Annotated in this window: 15 protein-coding genes and 1 other RNA gene; 11 read left to right on the top strand and 5 right to left on the bottom strand. The window is 43.5% G+C overall.

Going from position 1 to position 15,999, the window contains the following annotated elements:
• Positions 1-56: 56 nt before the first annotated feature.
• Both lon and AY605_RS06265 read right to left on the bottom strand, forming a co-directional pair.
• Positions 57-2,483 (bottom strand): endopeptidase La, encoded by a 2,427-nt coding sequence (gene lon / locus AY605_RS06270; RefSeq protein ID WP_064095588.1) that lies wholly within the window; start codon positions 2,481-2,483, stop codon positions 57-59.
• Positions 2,484-2,630: 147 nt separating this feature from the next.
• Positions 2,631-3,212, bottom strand: coding sequence for a 5-formyltetrahydrofolate cyclo-ligase (locus AY605_RS06265; protein WP_064095587.1), 582 nt, complete (start codon positions 3,210-3,212; stop codon positions 2,631-2,633).
• A gap of 430 nt (positions 3,213-3,642) precedes the next feature.
• Here AY605_RS06265 and AY605_RS06260 point away from each other — a divergent pair, with 430 nt between their 5' ends.
• From AY605_RS06260 to AY605_RS14855, 6 genes are all read left to right on the top strand, one after another.
• A complete protein-coding gene (locus tag AY605_RS06260) occupies positions 3,643-4,125 on the top strand; it encodes a VOC family protein (protein ID WP_171254923.1) in 483 nt (160 codons plus the stop codon).
• Positions 4,126-4,578: 453 nt separating this feature from the next.
• Positions 4,579-4,842 carry a hypothetical protein gene (locus AY605_RS06255; RefSeq protein WP_064095585.1) on the top strand — a complete coding sequence of 88 codons (264 nt, stop codon included), beginning with the start codon at positions 4,579-4,581 and terminating at the stop codon, positions 4,840-4,842.
• Between the two features lie 68 nt (positions 4,843-4,910).
• Positions 4,911-8,513: an urea carboxylase gene (uca, locus tag AY605_RS06250; protein WP_064095584.1), complete on the top strand. Its 3,603-nt coding sequence runs from the start codon at positions 4,911-4,913 to the stop codon at positions 8,511-8,513.
• Between the two features lie 11 nt (positions 8,514-8,524).
• Positions 8,525-9,235 carry a GntR family transcriptional regulator gene (locus tag AY605_RS06245; RefSeq protein WP_064095583.1) on the top strand — a complete coding sequence of 237 codons (711 nt, stop codon included), beginning with the start codon at positions 8,525-8,527 and terminating at the stop codon, positions 9,233-9,235.
• Positions 9,236-9,452: 217 nt separating this feature from the next.
• Positions 9,453-10,733 carry a PQQ-dependent sugar dehydrogenase gene (locus AY605_RS06240; RefSeq protein ID WP_228138645.1) on the top strand — a complete coding sequence of 427 codons (1,281 nt, stop codon included), beginning with the start codon at positions 9,453-9,455 and terminating at the stop codon, positions 10,731-10,733.
• Between the two features lie 315 nt (positions 10,734-11,048).
• Positions 11,049-11,210: a YqaE/Pmp3 family membrane protein gene (locus tag AY605_RS14855; protein ID WP_081406339.1), complete on the top strand. Its 162-nt coding sequence runs from the start codon at positions 11,049-11,051 to the stop codon at positions 11,208-11,210.
• 170 nt (positions 11,211-11,380) lie between these two features.
• On the opposite strand, the gene ssrS is transcribed toward AY605_RS14855, so the two are convergent.
• The 3 genes from ssrS to AY605_RS06225 form a co-directional block, all read right to left on the bottom strand.
• A non-coding RNA gene (ssrS, locus tag AY605_RS06235) (6S RNA) lies at positions 11,381-11,564 on the bottom strand.
• Positions 11,565-11,661: 97 nt separating this feature from the next.
• On the bottom strand, positions 11,662-11,949 hold the full coding sequence (locus tag AY605_RS06230) for a cell division protein ZapA (protein ID WP_064095581.1): 288 nt from the start codon (positions 11,947-11,949) through the stop codon (positions 11,662-11,664).
• Positions 11,946-12,503 carry a hypothetical protein gene (locus AY605_RS06225; protein ID WP_064095580.1) on the bottom strand — a complete coding sequence of 186 codons (558 nt, stop codon included), beginning with the start codon at positions 12,501-12,503 and terminating at the stop codon, positions 11,946-11,948. Before AY605_RS06225 ends, AY605_RS06230 begins: the two co-directional genes overlap by 4 nt.
• Before the next feature lie 64 nt (positions 12,504-12,567).
• Between AY605_RS06225 and AY605_RS06220 the strand changes: the two genes are divergently transcribed.
• The 5 genes from AY605_RS06220 to AY605_RS15380 all read left to right on the top strand — a co-directional run bounded on the left by AY605_RS06220 (position 12,568) and on the right by AY605_RS15380 (position 15,985).
• Positions 12,568-13,203: a UPF0149 family protein gene (locus AY605_RS06220; protein WP_064095579.1), complete on the top strand. Its 636-nt coding sequence runs from the start codon at positions 12,568-12,570 to the stop codon at positions 13,201-13,203.
• A gap of 129 nt (positions 13,204-13,332) precedes the next feature.
• Complete coding sequence (gene pepP, locus AY605_RS06215) at positions 13,333-14,667, top strand: Xaa-Pro aminopeptidase (RefSeq protein WP_064095578.1); 1,335 nt, start codon at positions 13,333-13,335, stop codon at positions 14,665-14,667.
• Positions 14,668-14,959: 292 nt separating this feature from the next.
• On the top strand, positions 14,960-15,199 hold the full coding sequence (locus AY605_RS06210) for a DUF378 domain-containing protein (protein WP_064095577.1): 240 nt from the start codon (positions 14,960-14,962) through the stop codon (positions 15,197-15,199).
• Between the two features lie 255 nt (positions 15,200-15,454).
• Entirely contained in the window at positions 15,455-15,700 is a 246-nt protein-coding gene (locus AY605_RS15385) for a hypothetical protein (RefSeq protein ID WP_064095576.1), read from the top strand.
• Positions 15,701-15,745: 45 nt separating this feature from the next.
• Positions 15,746-15,985 carry a hypothetical protein gene (locus AY605_RS15380; RefSeq protein WP_064095575.1) on the top strand — a complete coding sequence of 80 codons (240 nt, stop codon included), beginning with the start codon at positions 15,746-15,748 and terminating at the stop codon, positions 15,983-15,985.
• Positions 15,986-15,999 lie beyond the last annotated feature (14 nt).

The raw sequence follows: 15,999 nt of genomic DNA, 5'->3' as shown, positions 1-15,999 counted from the left end.
CTTTTTACCCAATAAAAAAACCCTGCCGGAGCAGGGTTTTTAGGAATCAGCAGGTCTTAATGACGTGCTGCTTTCGCTTCTTCTTTGGTTTTCACAATTGGCGGTTTAACCAATGCTTTTGGCAAGGAGGTCAATGCCAGCGGTAAAATCTCATCAATTGATTTTACTGCTTTGATCTCTAAACCTTCTTTGACATTTTCTGGGATTTCCGCCAGGTCACGTACGTTTTCCTGTGGAATGAATACCAGCTTGATGCCACCACGATGGGCTGCCAGAAGTTTCTCTTTCAAGCCACCGATACGTAGTGCACGACCGCCCAGACTGGTTTCACCTGTCATCGCGATATCCGGACGAATCGGAATACCGGTGAAGGCAGATACCAGTGCAGTGGTGAGTGCCAAACCTGCTGATGGACCATCTTTTGGTGTCGCACCTTCAGGTAAATGCACATGCACATCAGTTTCTTCAAAGCGAGAGGCTTCGATGCCGAGTTCATCGGCACGGGTACGCACAACAGTCATGGCAGTGGTAATCGATTCTTTCATGACATCACCAAGAGAACCGGTAGTAATAAACTTACCTTTACCCGGAACTGCAGCAACCTCAATGGTCAGTAATTCACCACCGACAGAAGTCCAAGCCAGACCGTTCACACGACCGATTTGTGCTTCTTCTTCCGCCATACCATAGTCAAATTTGTGTGGACCCAGGTATTCTGGAAGATTAACTGCTGTTACATCTACCTCAAGATTTTTAGCTTTCTTGCTGACTGCTTCTTTTACCACTTTACGTGCAATTTTTGACACTTCACGTTCAAGATTACGAACCCCGGCTTCACGGGTATAATGGCGCACGATATCACGAATGGCTTCTTCGTGAACTGTGAGCTCTTTAGAACGTAAGCCATTGTTCTTGATTGCTTTAGGAACCAGATAACGCTCAGCAATATTCACTTTTTCTTCTTCGGTATAACCCGGAAGACGAATCACTTCCATACGGTCCAGCAGCGCCTCAGGAATGTTCATGCTGTTCGCAGTACAGATAAACATCACTTCTGACAGGTCAAGATCGAGATCCAGGTAATGATCACTGAACTTGCTGTTTTGTGATGGATCTAGTACTTCAAGCATCGCAGAAGCAGGATCACCACGGTAGTCTTGTGCCATCTTGTCGATTTCATCAAGCAGGAACAACGGGTTCTTCACACCTACTTTAATTAAAGACTGCACGATTTTACCTGGCATCGCACCGATATAGGTACGACGGTGACCACGAATCTCGGCTTCATCACGTACACCACCCAGTGCCATACGGACAAACTCACGACCGGTCGCCTTGGCAATGGATTCGCCCAGTGATGTTTTACCGACACCTGGAGGACCAACCAGACATAGAATCGGACCGCGCAATTTTTTCACACGTGACTGGACAGCAAGATATTCCACAATACGATCTTTGACATCGTCCAGACCATAATGGTCTGCATCCAGAATTTCCTGCGCCTTGTTCAGGTTAATGCTGACTTTGCTGGCCTTGTTCCATGGTGTATCCAGAATGACTTCAAGATAGTTGCGTACCACGGCAGCTTCACTTGAAGCAGGCTGCATTGCTTTCAGCTTGCGGAACTCGTTTTCTGCTTTCTTGCGTACATGCTCAGGCAAATCTGCTTCAGCAAGACGTTTTTCAATTTCGGCGACATCATCTTCTGCACCGCCGTTCATATCAGAAAGCTCGCGCTGAATGACTTTCATTTTTTCATTCAGGAAGTATTCGCGCTGGTTCTTTTCCATCTGACGTTTAACAGAGTCATGCAAGGTTTGCTCGATCTGCTGTTCTTCAGACTGTTGCAATAGATAAGTCATTAATTCAGTCAAATGCGCTTCGAACTCGTCCTGTTCCAGGAACTTTTGTTTCACTTCAATATTCAATGGAACACGGGTTGCAACGAAGAACAATAACTGTAATAAGTCTTCAATTTTGTTGGCTGCAGTGATCAGTTCACGTGCATTACGTAACTTCGCTTCTGCATATTGAGCGAAAAGCGCACGTAATTCTTGCAAGCGCACAGCTTGCGTGTCTTTATCCATCGTAACTGTCATTGGGCTGAGTTCATGCTCTGCTGTCAGATACTCGTTTTCGTCAATGATCGTTTTCAGCTTGGCACGATGCAGTCCTTCAATCAGGACTTTAATACAGTTTTCATCATTTTCGTGATTCACAACTTGCACAATCTTCGCGACAGTACCGTATTGATATAAATTGTCGTGATCAATTTCTTCTGTAAGCGAATCTTTTTGTGCAACCACAAATACTAGATTGTCACTGTTACGAGCCACATCAACTGCATTGATCGATTTTTCACGACCGACAAACAGCGCAATTTGCATGTGCGGATAAACCACCACATCACGCAGCGCCAAAAGGGGTAGTACACTTGGAACCTGCGGCTCTAAGGTTTCTGGATTCATGATAATTTCAGACATGGGCACTCCTAATGAGTGACAACGGTGTTGCCATGCTTTTAATAGTGATGGGTAATTTTAAAAATACAAGGGCAGTTGAGATTAAATTGTATGAAAAATGACTAATTATGTGATTTTGAAGTAGTTATCAAGAGCAAAATTGAAAAATTAACGTTTGAACTTGATAGAAACTGTTGGAGTGATTAAAGCATCCAGGGGCTGATCCCATTTTTCCCGTTTTAAAGGTTGCCTAACCAGTTGAAAGTCATATGCAAGTCCCAAACGAAAAGGGTGCTTGGGTGCAGAAGCCAGGGTGCGATCATAAAAACCGCCGCCCATCCCAATCCGGGTGCCTGAAGTATCACAGGCCAATAATGGCATGAGCAACAGATCCAGTTTGGAAACATGGACACCACGCGTACTCATTGGCTCTCGCATACCCAGCCGATGGTGGGCAAAGCGCCTGTTATGGTATTGATGCGGGCTGATCCGGATCCAGACCAGATGCTGATTCATGTCACAAATTGCAGGGAGATAAACCTGCTTGCCCAGCTGAAAGCAGCGTTCAATAATTGCTTGGGTCTGAATTTCACCAAAAGCATGCAGATACAGCCCAATACGTTGGGCATGAATAAATTGTGGACTGCGGATCAGGCGGTTCAAGACTTTTTGTGCGGCCTGCCTTTGCTCAAATTTAGAGAGATGACGACGTGTTTTACGAAGGTATCTTCTTAATTCCTGAATGGTCATAGGGCGCAAAAGGATGTGCAACAAAAGTATGCTCTAGTCTAAGTGGGAATTCTGGAAAAGTAAAAAATAATTCTGAATTGTAATGTCCTATTGCATTTTATCTCCCGATATAAATCGTGCCAGGTTTAAAGTCTAATTAAAGAAATTTTATGACCTGTTTTTAAAAGGTCATGAGGTGAGTAGTTTACGCTCTTTGATTTTCATCGCTTTTTATGTAATTAACAGTGTGATAGCAAGCTGCAGCAGTGAATAATTAGAAAAATGTTGAAAAGCTTTAGATCAATAAACATACAGCTTCAGAATAGATTTGTCCCGTTTTTGGTGAAATAGTATAGATACGGAATCATATGACTATTCTCGGCTGAGAAATGATACACATTGGACATTGGACTTAGGTAGGCACGTAAGACCTAACTCAATGGAGAACATGATGAATATTGTGAAGAACACTATCTGCCTCTGGTACGATAACGATGCTGAAACTGCTGCGCGATTTTATGCGGACACCTTTCCAGATTCCTCGATTGACGCGATCAACCTTGCTCCTGGAGATTATCCCTCTGGGAAAGAAGGTGATGTCATTACGGTCGAATTTACAGTAATGGGCGTTGCCTGCATCGGGTTGAACGGTGGTCCTGGTTTTCAGCATAATGAAACATTTTCATTTCAGGTGGCGACTGAAGACCAGGAGGAAACAGATCGCTACTGGAATGCCATTGTGGGCAATGGCGGTCAGGAAAGTGAGTGTGGCTGGTGCAAGGACAAGTGGGGCATTTCCTGGCAGATTACGCCAGCGGTCCTGATCAATGCCTGTAACAGTTCTGACCGTGCTGCAGCCAAACGTGCATTTGAGGCCATGATGGGCATGAAGAAAATTGATGTTGCCGTGATTGAAGCCGCTTTTCGTGGTTGAGTGACAGAGGTTATCCGTAATTTCAGTGAATATTACTGGGCAGCCTTATTTACTTCAATATTTGAAACCTCTCCTTTTATATTTCCTTTCGATCATCTCCTATGTGCCTATATGCATCTTGGGTTAAAACCCCCTTAAGTCCGGCATGGAGTACCTCCAATTTTATTACTAGTCCAAGATATGAGCTGAATGGTTCCCTTAAAGGTTCATTAATAGATAGGCTTTTATATCAGTGTCGTACAAGTTGAAGGGATGCAGATCATGCAATATGAGTTCCAGAATAATTTTTGCACTGAATTGAAAACAGACTGAACCAAAAACAGTCATCTAATCAAATTTCCCTCTCATTGGGACATCTTAAATAATATTAAAATATTGAAATTAATATAAAAATAAAACTGGCATAAGTTCTGCATATCTGTATTCAAACTTGGATACAAGATTGGATACAGAATGCTTCCTCACCAAATGATCGACTGGACAGTCCTGAAATGGCGTGCGGCCGATCAGCAAAAACAGTTCTCACCGAAAAATTCCGCTCAACCCAATGCACAGTTCGAGCGTATTGGGCCTGCCTGTATTTTGGTTGCGACTGGCACATATCTGAAAGAAAAAATTGATGCATTCAGGAAAGCTGAATATGCGGATAGTGTGCATCTGCACCTGCATTACAGATCAGTGAACTTGGTAGGTAGCGAGTCTATGTCCATGAGCTGAATCAATAAAAAAATGAAACAGAGCCATTCAGCAGATTCAAAAAATAGATAAAATAACAGGGGATTCATATGTTTAAGACTGTACTGATTGCAAACCGCGGCGAAATTGCTGTTCGCGCCATTCGCACATTAAAAAAAATGGGTGTAACCAGTGTCGCCGTTTATTCAGAAACAGATCGTTATGCGCAGCATGTACTTGATGCAGATGTTGCCGCATCTCTGCAAGGGACTAAACCTGGCGATACCTATTTGAGTATCGAAAAACTGATTGCTGCAGCCAAAAATACCGGGGCCGAAGCAATTTTCCCGGGTTATGGTTTTCTATCAGAAAGTGCTGATTTTGCCCGTGCCTGCGAAGAAAATGGCATTGCTTTCATGGGACCCACAGCTGAGCAGATTTTAGAGTTTGGTTTAAAACATCGTGCCCGTGAACTTGCTGCAGCTGCCAATGTACCCATGACTCCCGGTACAGGTCTGCTAAATAGTCTGGACGAAGCTTTGGCAGAAGCTGAAAAAATTGGTTATCCAATTATGCTGAAAAGCACAGCAGGCGGTGGCGGAATTGGCCTGACCCGTTGTGATGATGCAGACGCACTTCGGGAGGCTTATGAAAGTGTAAAACGTCTGGGCGAGCAGTTCTTTAAAGATGCCGGGGTGTTTCTGGAACGCTTTATCGATAAAGCCCGTCATGTCGAAGTCCAGATTTTTGGGGATGGTCAGGGACAAGTCGTGGCTTTGGGCGAACGTGACTGTTCACTGCAGCGCCGTAATCAGAAGGTTGTGGAAGAAACACCCGCGGCTCATTTACCTGATGCAACCCGTCAAAAACTGCATCAGGCGGCAGTTGAACTGGGCAAATCGGTGAAATATCGCAGTGCCGGTACGGTTGAGTTTATTTACGATGCAGCACGTGACGAGTTTTATTTCCTTGAAGTGAATACCCGTTTGCAGGTGGAACATCCGGTGACTGAAATGGTGACTGGACTGGACCTGATCGAATGCATGTTGAAAGTGGCAGCAGGCGATACTCTGGATTGGAAGCATCTAAGCAGTATTCAGCCTCAGGGTGCAGCGATTGAAGTACGAATCTATGCCGAAGATCCGGTGAAAAATTTCCAGCCGAGTCCAGGGATTTTGACTGATGTCTTTTTTCCGGAAAATGTCCGGGTTGATACCTGGGTGAGTACCGGTACTGAAATTTCCCAATATTTTGATCCGATGGTTGCCAAGATTATTGTGCATGCTGAAGATCGTGAAACTGCGATTACGACTCTTAAAGCGGCACTAGCTGAAACTCGCCTTAATGGTATTAGTACCAATCTGGATTATGTCCATACCGTCATTTCAGATCCGCGTTTTGAACAGATGCAGATCTGGACACGCATGCTGGATGATTTCAAGTATGTGCCGAATGTGATTGAGGTGATTCAGCCGGGTACACAAAGTTCGATTCAGGATTATCCGGGTCGTGTCGGGTATTGGGATATCGGTGTACCGCCTTCAGGCCCAATGGATGATTATGCCTTCCGGCTGGCCAATAAAATTGTCGGGAATGCCGAGGCCGCCGCCGGGTTCGAATTTACCCTGCAAGGTCCGACCCTCAAGTTTCATGCAGACAATATCATTGCTTTAACTGGCGCACCTTGTCCGGTAAGTCTGGATGATGAAGCAGTAAATTTCTGGCAGCCTATTCAGGTAAAAGCAGGACAAACCCTAAAAATCGGACAAGTGGAATCTGGATGCCGGACCTACCTGGCTGTGCGAAATGGTCTGAATGTACCGGAATATCTGGGTAGCCGTTCTACCTTTGCTTTAGGTAATTTTGGTGGACATGCAGGCCGAGTATTACGTGCTGGCGACATGATTAAGATGGTGAATCCTGAGCTGCCGGCCGATGGTCTACTACCTTTGGCGATTGCAGAACCTGAAGCTTTGGCCACAGCTCTGATTCCAGGTTATGGCAAGGAATGGAAAATTGGTGTGCTCTATGGTCCGCATGGCGCTCCTGATTTCTTTAAAGCTGAATATATTGAGGAATTTTTTGCATCAAGCTGGAAAGTACATTTTAACTCGAACCGGTTAGGTATCCGTTTAACCGGACCGACGCCAAGTTGGGCACGTGAAAATGGCGGTGAAGCAGGACTACATCCATCCAATGTCCATGACTGTGAATATGCCATTGGTGCAATCAACTTTACCGGTGATTTCCCCGTAATCCTTGCCAAAGATGGTCCAAGCCTGGGTGGTTTCGTCTGTCCGGTGACTATTGCCAAAGCTGAACTCTGGAAAATTGGTCAACTGAAAGCCGATGACACGATTAGCTTCTATCCAATTTCGGTAGAGCAGGCCAATGCGCTGGAACGGCAGCAAATTCAAACCCTCCAAAACTTTGCCAAGGCAGAGATGACCCACGAGACTGAAGTTGTTGCAGTTCAGGCAGAAAGTATCCTGGCATTGCGTGAAGCTACGCCAGATGCACCAAAAGCTGTATATCGTCAGGCAGGTGACAGTTATATCTTGCTGGAATATGGCGATAACGTACTGGATTTGGCCCTGCGCTTACGCGTACACCGCTTGATGCAACTGATCCGTGAAGCTGATCTTGAGGGTATCCTGGAATTGTCACCTGGTGTGCGATCCTTGCAGATTAAATATGATGGTCTGCGGTGTAGCCAGCAGCAACTGATTCACTTCCTGCTTGGTCTTGAAGAACAGATGGGCGATTTGCGTGACATTAAAATCCCTTCAAGAATTATCCATTTACCCATGGCCTTTGAAGACTCGGCGACTCTGGGTGCGGTGGAACGTTATCAGGAAAGTGTTTGTGCTAAAGCCCCCTGGCTTCCGAATAATGTTGATTTTATTCAGCGGATTAATGGTCTACATACTCGCCAGCAAGTTAAAGACATTATTTTTGATGCCAATTATCTGATTTTGGGGCTAGGTGATGTATATCTGACTGCACCTTGTGCAGTGCCCATTGATCCGCGCCACCGTTTACTGAGTTCCAAATATAATCCCGCGCGTACTTTTACCGCTGAAGGGACAGTCGGGATTGGTGGCATGTATATGTGTATTTATGGCATGGACTCACCGGGTGGCTATCAGTTGATTGGCCGTACCGTGCCGATCTGGAACAAGTTTAAAAAGAACAAGCAGTTTGGCGATCAGCAATGGTTCTTACGCTTTTTTGACCAGATTAAATATTATGAGGTCACTGAGGCTGAACTGGATCAGTTCCGTGCTGATTTCGCCCATGGTCTGGCAGAAATCAAAATTGAAGAATGCGAGTTTGACTTTGCAGCATATCAGGATTTCCTTGCTGCAGAACACGACAGCATTGCCGCCTTTAAAGCGCAGCAGCAGGCTGCTTTTAGTACCGAGGTAGAACGCTGGAAAGACGAGTTTGATGCACCTGTAGAAATAGAAGTGCTGCAGGATGATACCGATTACAGCCAGTATGTCCCTCTCAACGCCTCTATGACCGGCAATATCTGGAAGATTTTTGTAGAAGCCGGGCAGATTGTGAAAAAAGGCGACACGGTGGCCATCATTGAAGCCATGAAAATGGAGCTGCCGGTCTATGCTGATGATGATGGCATTGTCAAAGCGATTATCTGCCGTTCTGGTCAGACCGTGCATAGTGGTGAACCACTGGTTTATATGGAGTAATGGATTGAGCCATGACTATTGTCCGTAATCCAGCCACCACTAAAGCGACAGGAAAAAGCTCAGACAATCTGTCTGAGCTGGTTTTCCAGAAAATTAAAAATGATATTTTTGACTTTAAGCTGATGCCGGGAGAGCGGTTTACCGAATCGGAAATTGCTGAAAGCTATGCCGTCAGCCGTACACCTATTCGGCAAGCTTTATATCGTTTGCAGCAGGAAGGTTATGTCGAGGTGCAGTTTAGAAGTGGCTGGCAGGTCCGGCCACTGGACTTTAAAGCTTATGAAGAACTTTATGATCTACGGATTTTATTGGAAGGTTATGCAGTCGAGCAACTTTGTCAGAAGCCCAAAGACCAGTTGCAGGTTGCTCTGGCTATTTTGATTCAAACCTGGTGTATTCAACCAGAACAGTATGTCTATGATCTCAGGCGGTTATCTGTAGAAGATGAAGCATTTCATTGTCATTTGGTATTTGCAGCCGGCAATGCAGAAATGGCAAAAATACATAGTGAGATCAGCGAAAAAATTCGGATCATACGCCGGCTGGATTTTTCCAAAGATTATCGGATTGAGGCCACCTATGCTGAACATCAACAGATTTTAAAGGCGCTGCTTGCCCAAGATGCAGTCGCCTGTCTTTCTATATTAGAGGCTCATATTCGACTCAGTCGTAATGAGGTAAAAAAAATTACTCTGGAAATGTTGTCGTGTTGTCCTGGGTAAGTGAGTCAGAATAAATTTATGTTTACAGCAAGAAAAACATCAGACCTGACTCAAAGTTGATAACCAATTCATAACCAGAAAAAACAAGAATCAGCTAGTGGCATCTCTTGTAGTTTTTTAAAGTTAAGTCGAGGATAATAATAACAAAGAGATAAAAATGCTTATTCAGCACATACGACTTTTAGTTGCTGGTACCGCCTGTGCATCTTTCCTGACTATGACAGGATGTACGATGCCTTCCAAATCGCCCATCACTGACAGTTATGGTTCTGATCCAGACTTACCTAAACCACAGTCAAGCTTGCTGCCTACGGTCAATATTGCGCCTGCCAAAGGCTGGCCTGTGGATGAAATGCCTATACCCGCGACAGGTTTAAAAGTTCAGGCATTTGCCAAAGGACTGCGACATCCGCGCTGGCTGTATGTATTGCCAAATGGTGATGTGCTGGTGGCTGAAACGGATGCACCATCCAAGCCCGATGATAGTAAAGGGATCAAAGGGAAAATCATGAAGTGGGTAATGCAGCGCGCCGGCTCATCGCATCCTAGTGCCAACCGCATCACGCTACTTCGGGACAGCAATGGAGATGGGGTGGCTGAACAAAAAACCGTATTCTTGCAAAATCTCAATTCTCCATTTGGTATGGCGCTGATTGGCAATACATTGTATGTAGCCAATACTGATGCCTTGATGCGCTTTCCTTATCAGAACGGGATGACTGAAATCACAGCAGCCGGCACCAAGGTGCTGGATTTACCGGCAGGCCGTTTAAACCATCACTGGACCAAAAATGTCATTGCCAATCCTGCAGGCAATAAACTTTATATCACAGTGGGTTCCAACAGTAATGTGGCTGAAAATGGCTTAGAGCAGGAGCAGGGCCGGGCACTCATTATGGAGTTTGATTTGGATAGTGCCCAAGCACGACCTTATGCAACCGGACTACGTAATCCGAATGGCATGGACTGGCAACCTCAGAGTGGTGCACTCTGGACGGTGGTAAATGAACGCGATGAGCTCGGCAATGATCTGGTTCCTGATTATTTGACCTCTGTCAAAGAGGGCGCTTTTTATGGCTGGCCTTATAGTTATTATGGTCAGCATGTTGATACACGGGTCAAACCGCAAAACCCTGCTTTAGTTGCGCGAGCAATTCCACCGGATTATGCATTAGGCAATCATACTGCCTCATTGGGCTTGGCTTTCTATAGGGCAGATCTGATGCCTCAATATCGTGATGGGGCGCTGATTGGTCAGCATGGCTCATGGAACCGCAAACCACATAGCGGCTATAAAGTGATTTTCGTTCCCTTTCAAAATGGCCAACCAATCGGACAGCCGCAGGATATTTTGACCGGATTTCTAAGCGATCAAGGGAAAGCATATGGACGTCCTGTTGGCGTAGCAGTGGATTCTTCAGGAGCCATTTTAGTGGCAGATGATGTCGGAGACGCGATCTGGCGGGTATCACCCTTGAGTACAAGACCAAAAAAATAAATCTATAAATATAAATAGGCTAAGTGCCTTATTTGGATATAAGCCTGTTGCATAGCAAAAATTAAGCGAAAACTTTTTTATTAAAACGTCAATATTCTGGCTGAAAAGATACAAGAGCTGAGTAGATGTAAAGTAACTTTTAAGCTTCTTTTAAGCTGGCTGAATTAGGCTTTCAAGATATTTTTAAACGTGATTTCGCATGTACAGAGATTCTGCTCATCACATTAAAAATATCTGAATATAAGTAGCAGTTCTAGCCATTCGTAAATACTGGACTTAAAAGCTCAAGACATTGCAAAAAGAGGATTTTAAAAAGTGAAATCAATTATTGCATTTATTTTTCCGTGGTCATTGTTTATGACTCTTCGTCGGCCAGTCGAATCCGTAGTATGTTTGCTACTTCAGATTTCGATTTTTGGCTGGATTCCTGCTGCAATCTGGGCCATATATATTTTATATCGGGATAAAATAGTTTAAGAGATTGTTTTTGAATAAAATAAAGTGAAAAGGACTTTTGAGGCATTTCATGCATACAAGATGACTGCGTTAATACAAGGGGCGTGATCGAAATAAATGGTGAAATGAGAAGAGAAGATTTAGAAAGAATTTTATATGAATTATAAATAATATATTTTCACTAAGAAAATAAGCACTCCGGAGATGCCGCTGCATGTGTCGTTACCCTGAACCCGATGAGTTCAAGGAGGATGTGACGTATACTTGCTGGGTTTCCCATACGAAGATGGGCATACACTCTAAATATACAGACCACACCCATAAGTGTTAGTATCGGCAGGGGAATAGACCCGCTGGCGAACACCCCAGAGTTAAGTTAATTATAAACAATAATGCCGGTGTGGCAACTCCATGCTGTTCATGAACTGTAAACAGTTCATTCGAATGTCTGAAGTTTAAGCGGAATATGTGATTATTCAGTAAGTTCTTCAACTTCTTCTAAAATGGCTTGTAACAAACGTTCGCAATGTCCGTATTGTTGCAGGGACCGGTTCATGCTCAGAACTTCCTGCATCAACTCAAGTGCTACCATAATAATCAGTTTACTAGGTTCCATGCGTGGAGCTTTACGACGAAATTCATCATACTTTTCATTTAATAACTGTGCCGCACGCTGTAATTCTTCCTGCTTGTCAGGGGGCGAGGCTAAACGGAAACTATGCCCCAATACTCTGAGATCGATTGCAATTTGTTCACTCATGATGAAGCTTCCTCAATGACTTCAGTCGGATGGGCCAGTTGTTGAATTTCCTGTGCGTGATGATCCTGCGCAGTGCCAAGAATGGCCAGACGTTGAATAATTGCTTCAACCTTGGCTTTGGCATTTTCATTTTTTTGGGTTAAACGTTCAGCTTCCTGAGTCAAACGCTGGATTTCCTGCTGAGAATGACGCTGTTCAATCAGCATCTTTTCTTTAAGTACCCGCAGATCATTACGTTCAGCCAGAATTTCCTGAAAACGGTTTTTCAGATCAGTGCAGCTTTTTTCAAGTCTGCCATAACGGTCTGCCAGTGCAGTTGCATCATTATTAAGCAGTTGAAACTGGGCCCGAGAGTCCGTCAATTGTTCTGTCAGGTTTTCATTTTCTTGTTGTTTTTGCGCAATTACGCTGTTCTTTTGTTCAATTTGCAGTTGATGTTGCATTGATGAAGAGTCTTGCTCTTCGCGCAAGCTGGAATTTTCACTTTCAAGCCGTGCAAGTCGCGTTTTTAACACGCCGATCTGCACTTGTAGACGCTGTAATTCTTCTAACATATCGAGGTCGCACAGTGTTGCAAACAAAGGTAATATATAAGCAGTATAAAGATTGGATAAACGAATGCAAGACGATATTTCAGGTTGGACCGAATGGCACCGCAATTTTTCTTCAATTGAGGAGATTTCCAGCCCTAGCGAACTGCATGGTTTGCTGACGGGCATTGTTTGTGTCACTCAGGCCCCAAGCAGTGAAGAGTGGTTACAGATTTTAGAAACATTGGACGTATCTGAACTGGATGCCGAAGCATTAGAGCTGTTGACAGGCGAAGCCGAAGACATCTTCCATGCCTTGTCTGAAGATGAGCTGGATTATTTACCTTTGTTACCTGATGATGAGCATACGCTTTCAGAACGTGTGCAGGCACTAGCGGACTGGTGTGCAGGTGTAGTCTTAGGTTTTGGACTGGCATCCGGGCATATCCGCCAGGATGAAGTTGAACTGATTGAACATTTGCAGGATGTAGCCGCGGTAGAATTTGAAGATTCGGATGATGATGCTGAAGGTGAAGAAAGCTATCAGGAATTGTATGAATTTGTGCGCCTGATTCCGGTCAGTTTGTCTTTAGGACGTAAAAAAGTAGGAGTTGAAGAAACGCCACTCCTGCAGCAATTTGGTCAAAAAAATCAGCCTAACGATGCCGCTCCTACAGAGCCGCAAAGTGTTGTCGAGATTTTCTCGCCTAAACGTCCAAGTTGATGAAATGCTGAGGTGAACTAACTCATACTTGAAATCAGGCATATATTTTGCTGTTTACAGTAAAGTTGATGGTCTGGTTTCAAGATCATATTCTAAATAAAAGTACTAAACGATAAGAAGTAAGGTGTAATGAAGAAATTGACACAGGCAGTTTTTGAGGAACGTCGCGCAATCCTCGCAGGGGAAATCGGTTTACGCAGTATTGCTATTATCGCGACCAGTCCGGTAGCCATGCGTAACCGTGATGCAGATTATAAATACCGCGCAGACAGTAGCTTCTTATATTTAACCGGATTTGCAGAACCTGAAGCTGTTGCTGTGATTGAAACCTTTGACACTGAAGAAGAAGGCTATAGCTACAGTTTGTTCTGCCGGGAACGTAACCGGGAAATGGAAATCTGGAATGGCTATCGTGCAGGTATTGATGGAGCCATTCAGGATTATGAGGCAGATGAAGCCTATGCGATTGATCTGCTCGATGAAGAAATTCTGGAAAAACTGCAAAATAAGGATCGGTTATTTTATCGCATCGGGCAGCATGCAGAATTTGATGCGCGTGTCGCGAAATGGATTGCAACTGCAAGTGGTGAAAGCCGTCGTGGGACTTCTGCGCCAGCACAAGTCATTCAGCTGGATCGTATTGTCGATGAAATGCGTCTGCATAAAGATGCAAATGAAATTGAACTGATGCAGATTGCCTCCGATATTTCTGCTGATGCGCATACTCAAGCAATGCTGGTAGTACGGCCGGGCATGATGGAATATGCACTGGAAGCCGAGCTAAATTATGTTTTTGGCAAAAATGGCGGTGTTCCAGCCTATAATAGTATTGTCGGTGGCGGTGAAAATGCATGCATCCTGCATTATGTAGAAAATGACAAAGAACTCAAAGATGGCGATTTAGTCCTGATTGATGCTGCGGCTGAATATCAGTTCTATGCTTCAGACATTACCCGTACCTTTCCAGTGAATGGTAAATTTAGCCCGGAACAGAAAGCTTTATATAATGTAGTGCTGGATGCTCAAATTGCTGCAATTAATGCTGTGCAAATTGGTAACTCGTATAAAGAACCACATAATGTTGCAGTACGCATTTTGGTACAGGGTTTGCTTGATCTTGGCTTGATGCAGGGGAATATTGACGACATCATAGAAAAAGAAGCTTTCCGCCAATTCTACATGCATGGTACCGGACACTGGCTCGGTATGGATGTACATGATGTCGGTGCTTATAAGGTTGATGGTGAATGGCGTGCGTATGAAGAAGGCATGGTCGTAACAGTTGAGCCGGGGCTTTACATCGCGCCCGATGATGAAACCGTAGACCCGAAATGGCGCGGTATTGGCATCCGGATTGAAGATGATGTTGTTGCTACCGAAAATGGTCCACTGGTTTTAACCGCGAAAGTGGTCAAAACGGTAGAAGAGATTGAAGCATTGATGGCAAAAGTTCAAGCTGCCTGATCTGAGAAAACTCAAAAAAGCCGGTCGAAAAGACCGGCTTTTTTATGACACTTATATGCTGTGCAAAGTAGGCGTCTTAAAATATTTCGTAATGATCAACAAGCAATATAACTTACGTTTATATTGAACAAGTCAAATAAAACAAACCTAATTAAAATTTACAGCTTAAAAATTGACAGGAAGTCAACACAGAAAATCCGTTTTTAGCATCAAAGCTACATATTATATCTGCTGATATTCTCATAATTTCTCTGATACTTAAATAAACTTAAATAAAAGCAGGAGAAGACTTATGAGATTAAATACGATTGACTGGATTGCTTATGCCTTGACAATTATTGGTGGCATCAATTGGGGTTTAATTGGTGCATTCGATTTTAATTTGGTCGCTGCGATCTTTGGTGATATGAGCGCCTTATCTCGAATTATTTATGTCCTGGTTGGTTTGTCGGCATTATACCTGATCTATACAGGAACGAAGCTTGGCAAAACAGTACACCATACAGATCATCATACCAAGGTTGTGCGTTAAACAGCTAAAGCAGATCTAGATGATTTGCATGGCTATAAGGCCAATTTTGAATAATCTAAAATCCGGCTTTAATTACGATACCAGAATAAAAAACGGAGCTTAGGCTCCGTTTTTTATTACTATCTTGTTAGATTTTTATTCCGTAAACAGAGATTTTCCTATACTTTTATAAGCATAAAATTCTTGAATGATCAGAAAATTAATAACGATAATTTATTGTTAAGTTGGGTACTTATGTAGGACCAAGGAGTAAACGTGCAAAAGAAGAATATTGGTATTATCTTTGGCGGTAAGTCTACAGAACATGAAGTTTCACTTCAGTCAGCAAGAAATATTGTTGATGCGATCGATCGAGAAAAATTTGATATTACCTTGATTGGGATTGATAAAAATGGGATTTGGCATCTGAATGAAAGTACCCATTTTTTATTAAATTCGGATAATCCGTCTTTAATCGCATTGCATCAATCCGGTAGAAATATTGCCTTTATTCCGGATTAGAGTGAAAAGCAAGTCATTGAATTTAAAGAACAGGCTTTATCCCAGTTGGATGTTATTTTTCCAATTGTGTATGGAACGCTGGGCGAAGATGGCTCTATTCCTGACCAAAATGGGGAAATTTTAGTAAATGAAATAAATACCTTGCAAGGCTTTACCAACATCAGTATGTATCCGAAGATTTGGGAAGCAAGTGGACTGACATACACCAATTTAATTACTCGTTTAATTGAACTGGCTATTGAATATCATCAGAATCAGATAAAATTACAGCATTCAGTCTTCTAAATAGCTACTGGAAA

It is taken from the genome of Acinetobacter sp. SFD (assembly GCF_001647575.1).
Classification (GTDB): domain Bacteria; phylum Pseudomonadota; class Gammaproteobacteria; order Pseudomonadales; family Moraxellaceae; genus Acinetobacter; species Acinetobacter pecorum.
This window is presented reverse-complemented; position numbering and strand designations above follow the sequence as displayed.

Bases quoted from the DNA above. Each gene is read 5' to 3' on its own strand.
- lon (WP_064095588.1), bottom strand. From the start codon at position 2,483: ATGTCTGAAATTATCATGAATCCAGAAACCTTAGAGCCGCAGGTTCCA.
- AY605_RS06265 (WP_064095587.1), bottom strand. From the start codon at position 3,212: ATGACCATTCAGGAATTAAGAAGATACCTTCGTAAAACACGTCGTCAT.
- AY605_RS06260 (WP_171254923.1), top strand. From the start codon at position 3,643: ATGAATATTGTGAAGAACACTATCTGCCTCTGGTACGATAACGATGCT.
- AY605_RS06255 (WP_064095585.1), top strand. From the start codon at position 4,579: ATGCTTCCTCACCAAATGATCGACTGGACAGTCCTGAAATGGCGTGCG.
- uca (WP_064095584.1), top strand. From the start codon at position 4,911: ATGTTTAAGACTGTACTGATTGCAAACCGCGGCGAAATTGCTGTTCGC.
- AY605_RS06245 (WP_064095583.1), top strand. From the start codon at position 8,525: ATGACTATTGTCCGTAATCCAGCCACCACTAAAGCGACAGGAAAAAGC.
- AY605_RS06240 (WP_228138645.1), top strand. From the start codon at position 9,453: ATGACAGGATGTACGATGCCTTCCAAATCGCCCATCACTGACAGTTAT.
- AY605_RS06230 (WP_064095581.1), bottom strand. From the start codon at position 11,949: ATGAGTGAACAAATTGCAATCGATCTCAGAGTATTGGGGCATAGTTTC.
- AY605_RS06225 (WP_064095580.1), bottom strand. From the start codon at position 12,503: ATGTTAGAAGAATTACAGCGTCTACAAGTGCAGATCGGCGTGTTAAAA.
- AY605_RS06220 (WP_064095579.1), top strand. From the start codon at position 12,568: ATGCAAGACGATATTTCAGGTTGGACCGAATGGCACCGCAATTTTTCT.
- pepP (WP_064095578.1), top strand. From the start codon at position 13,333: ATGAAGAAATTGACACAGGCAGTTTTTGAGGAACGTCGCGCAATCCTC.
- AY605_RS06210 (WP_064095577.1), top strand. From the start codon at position 14,960: ATGAGATTAAATACGATTGACTGGATTGCTTATGCCTTGACAATTATT.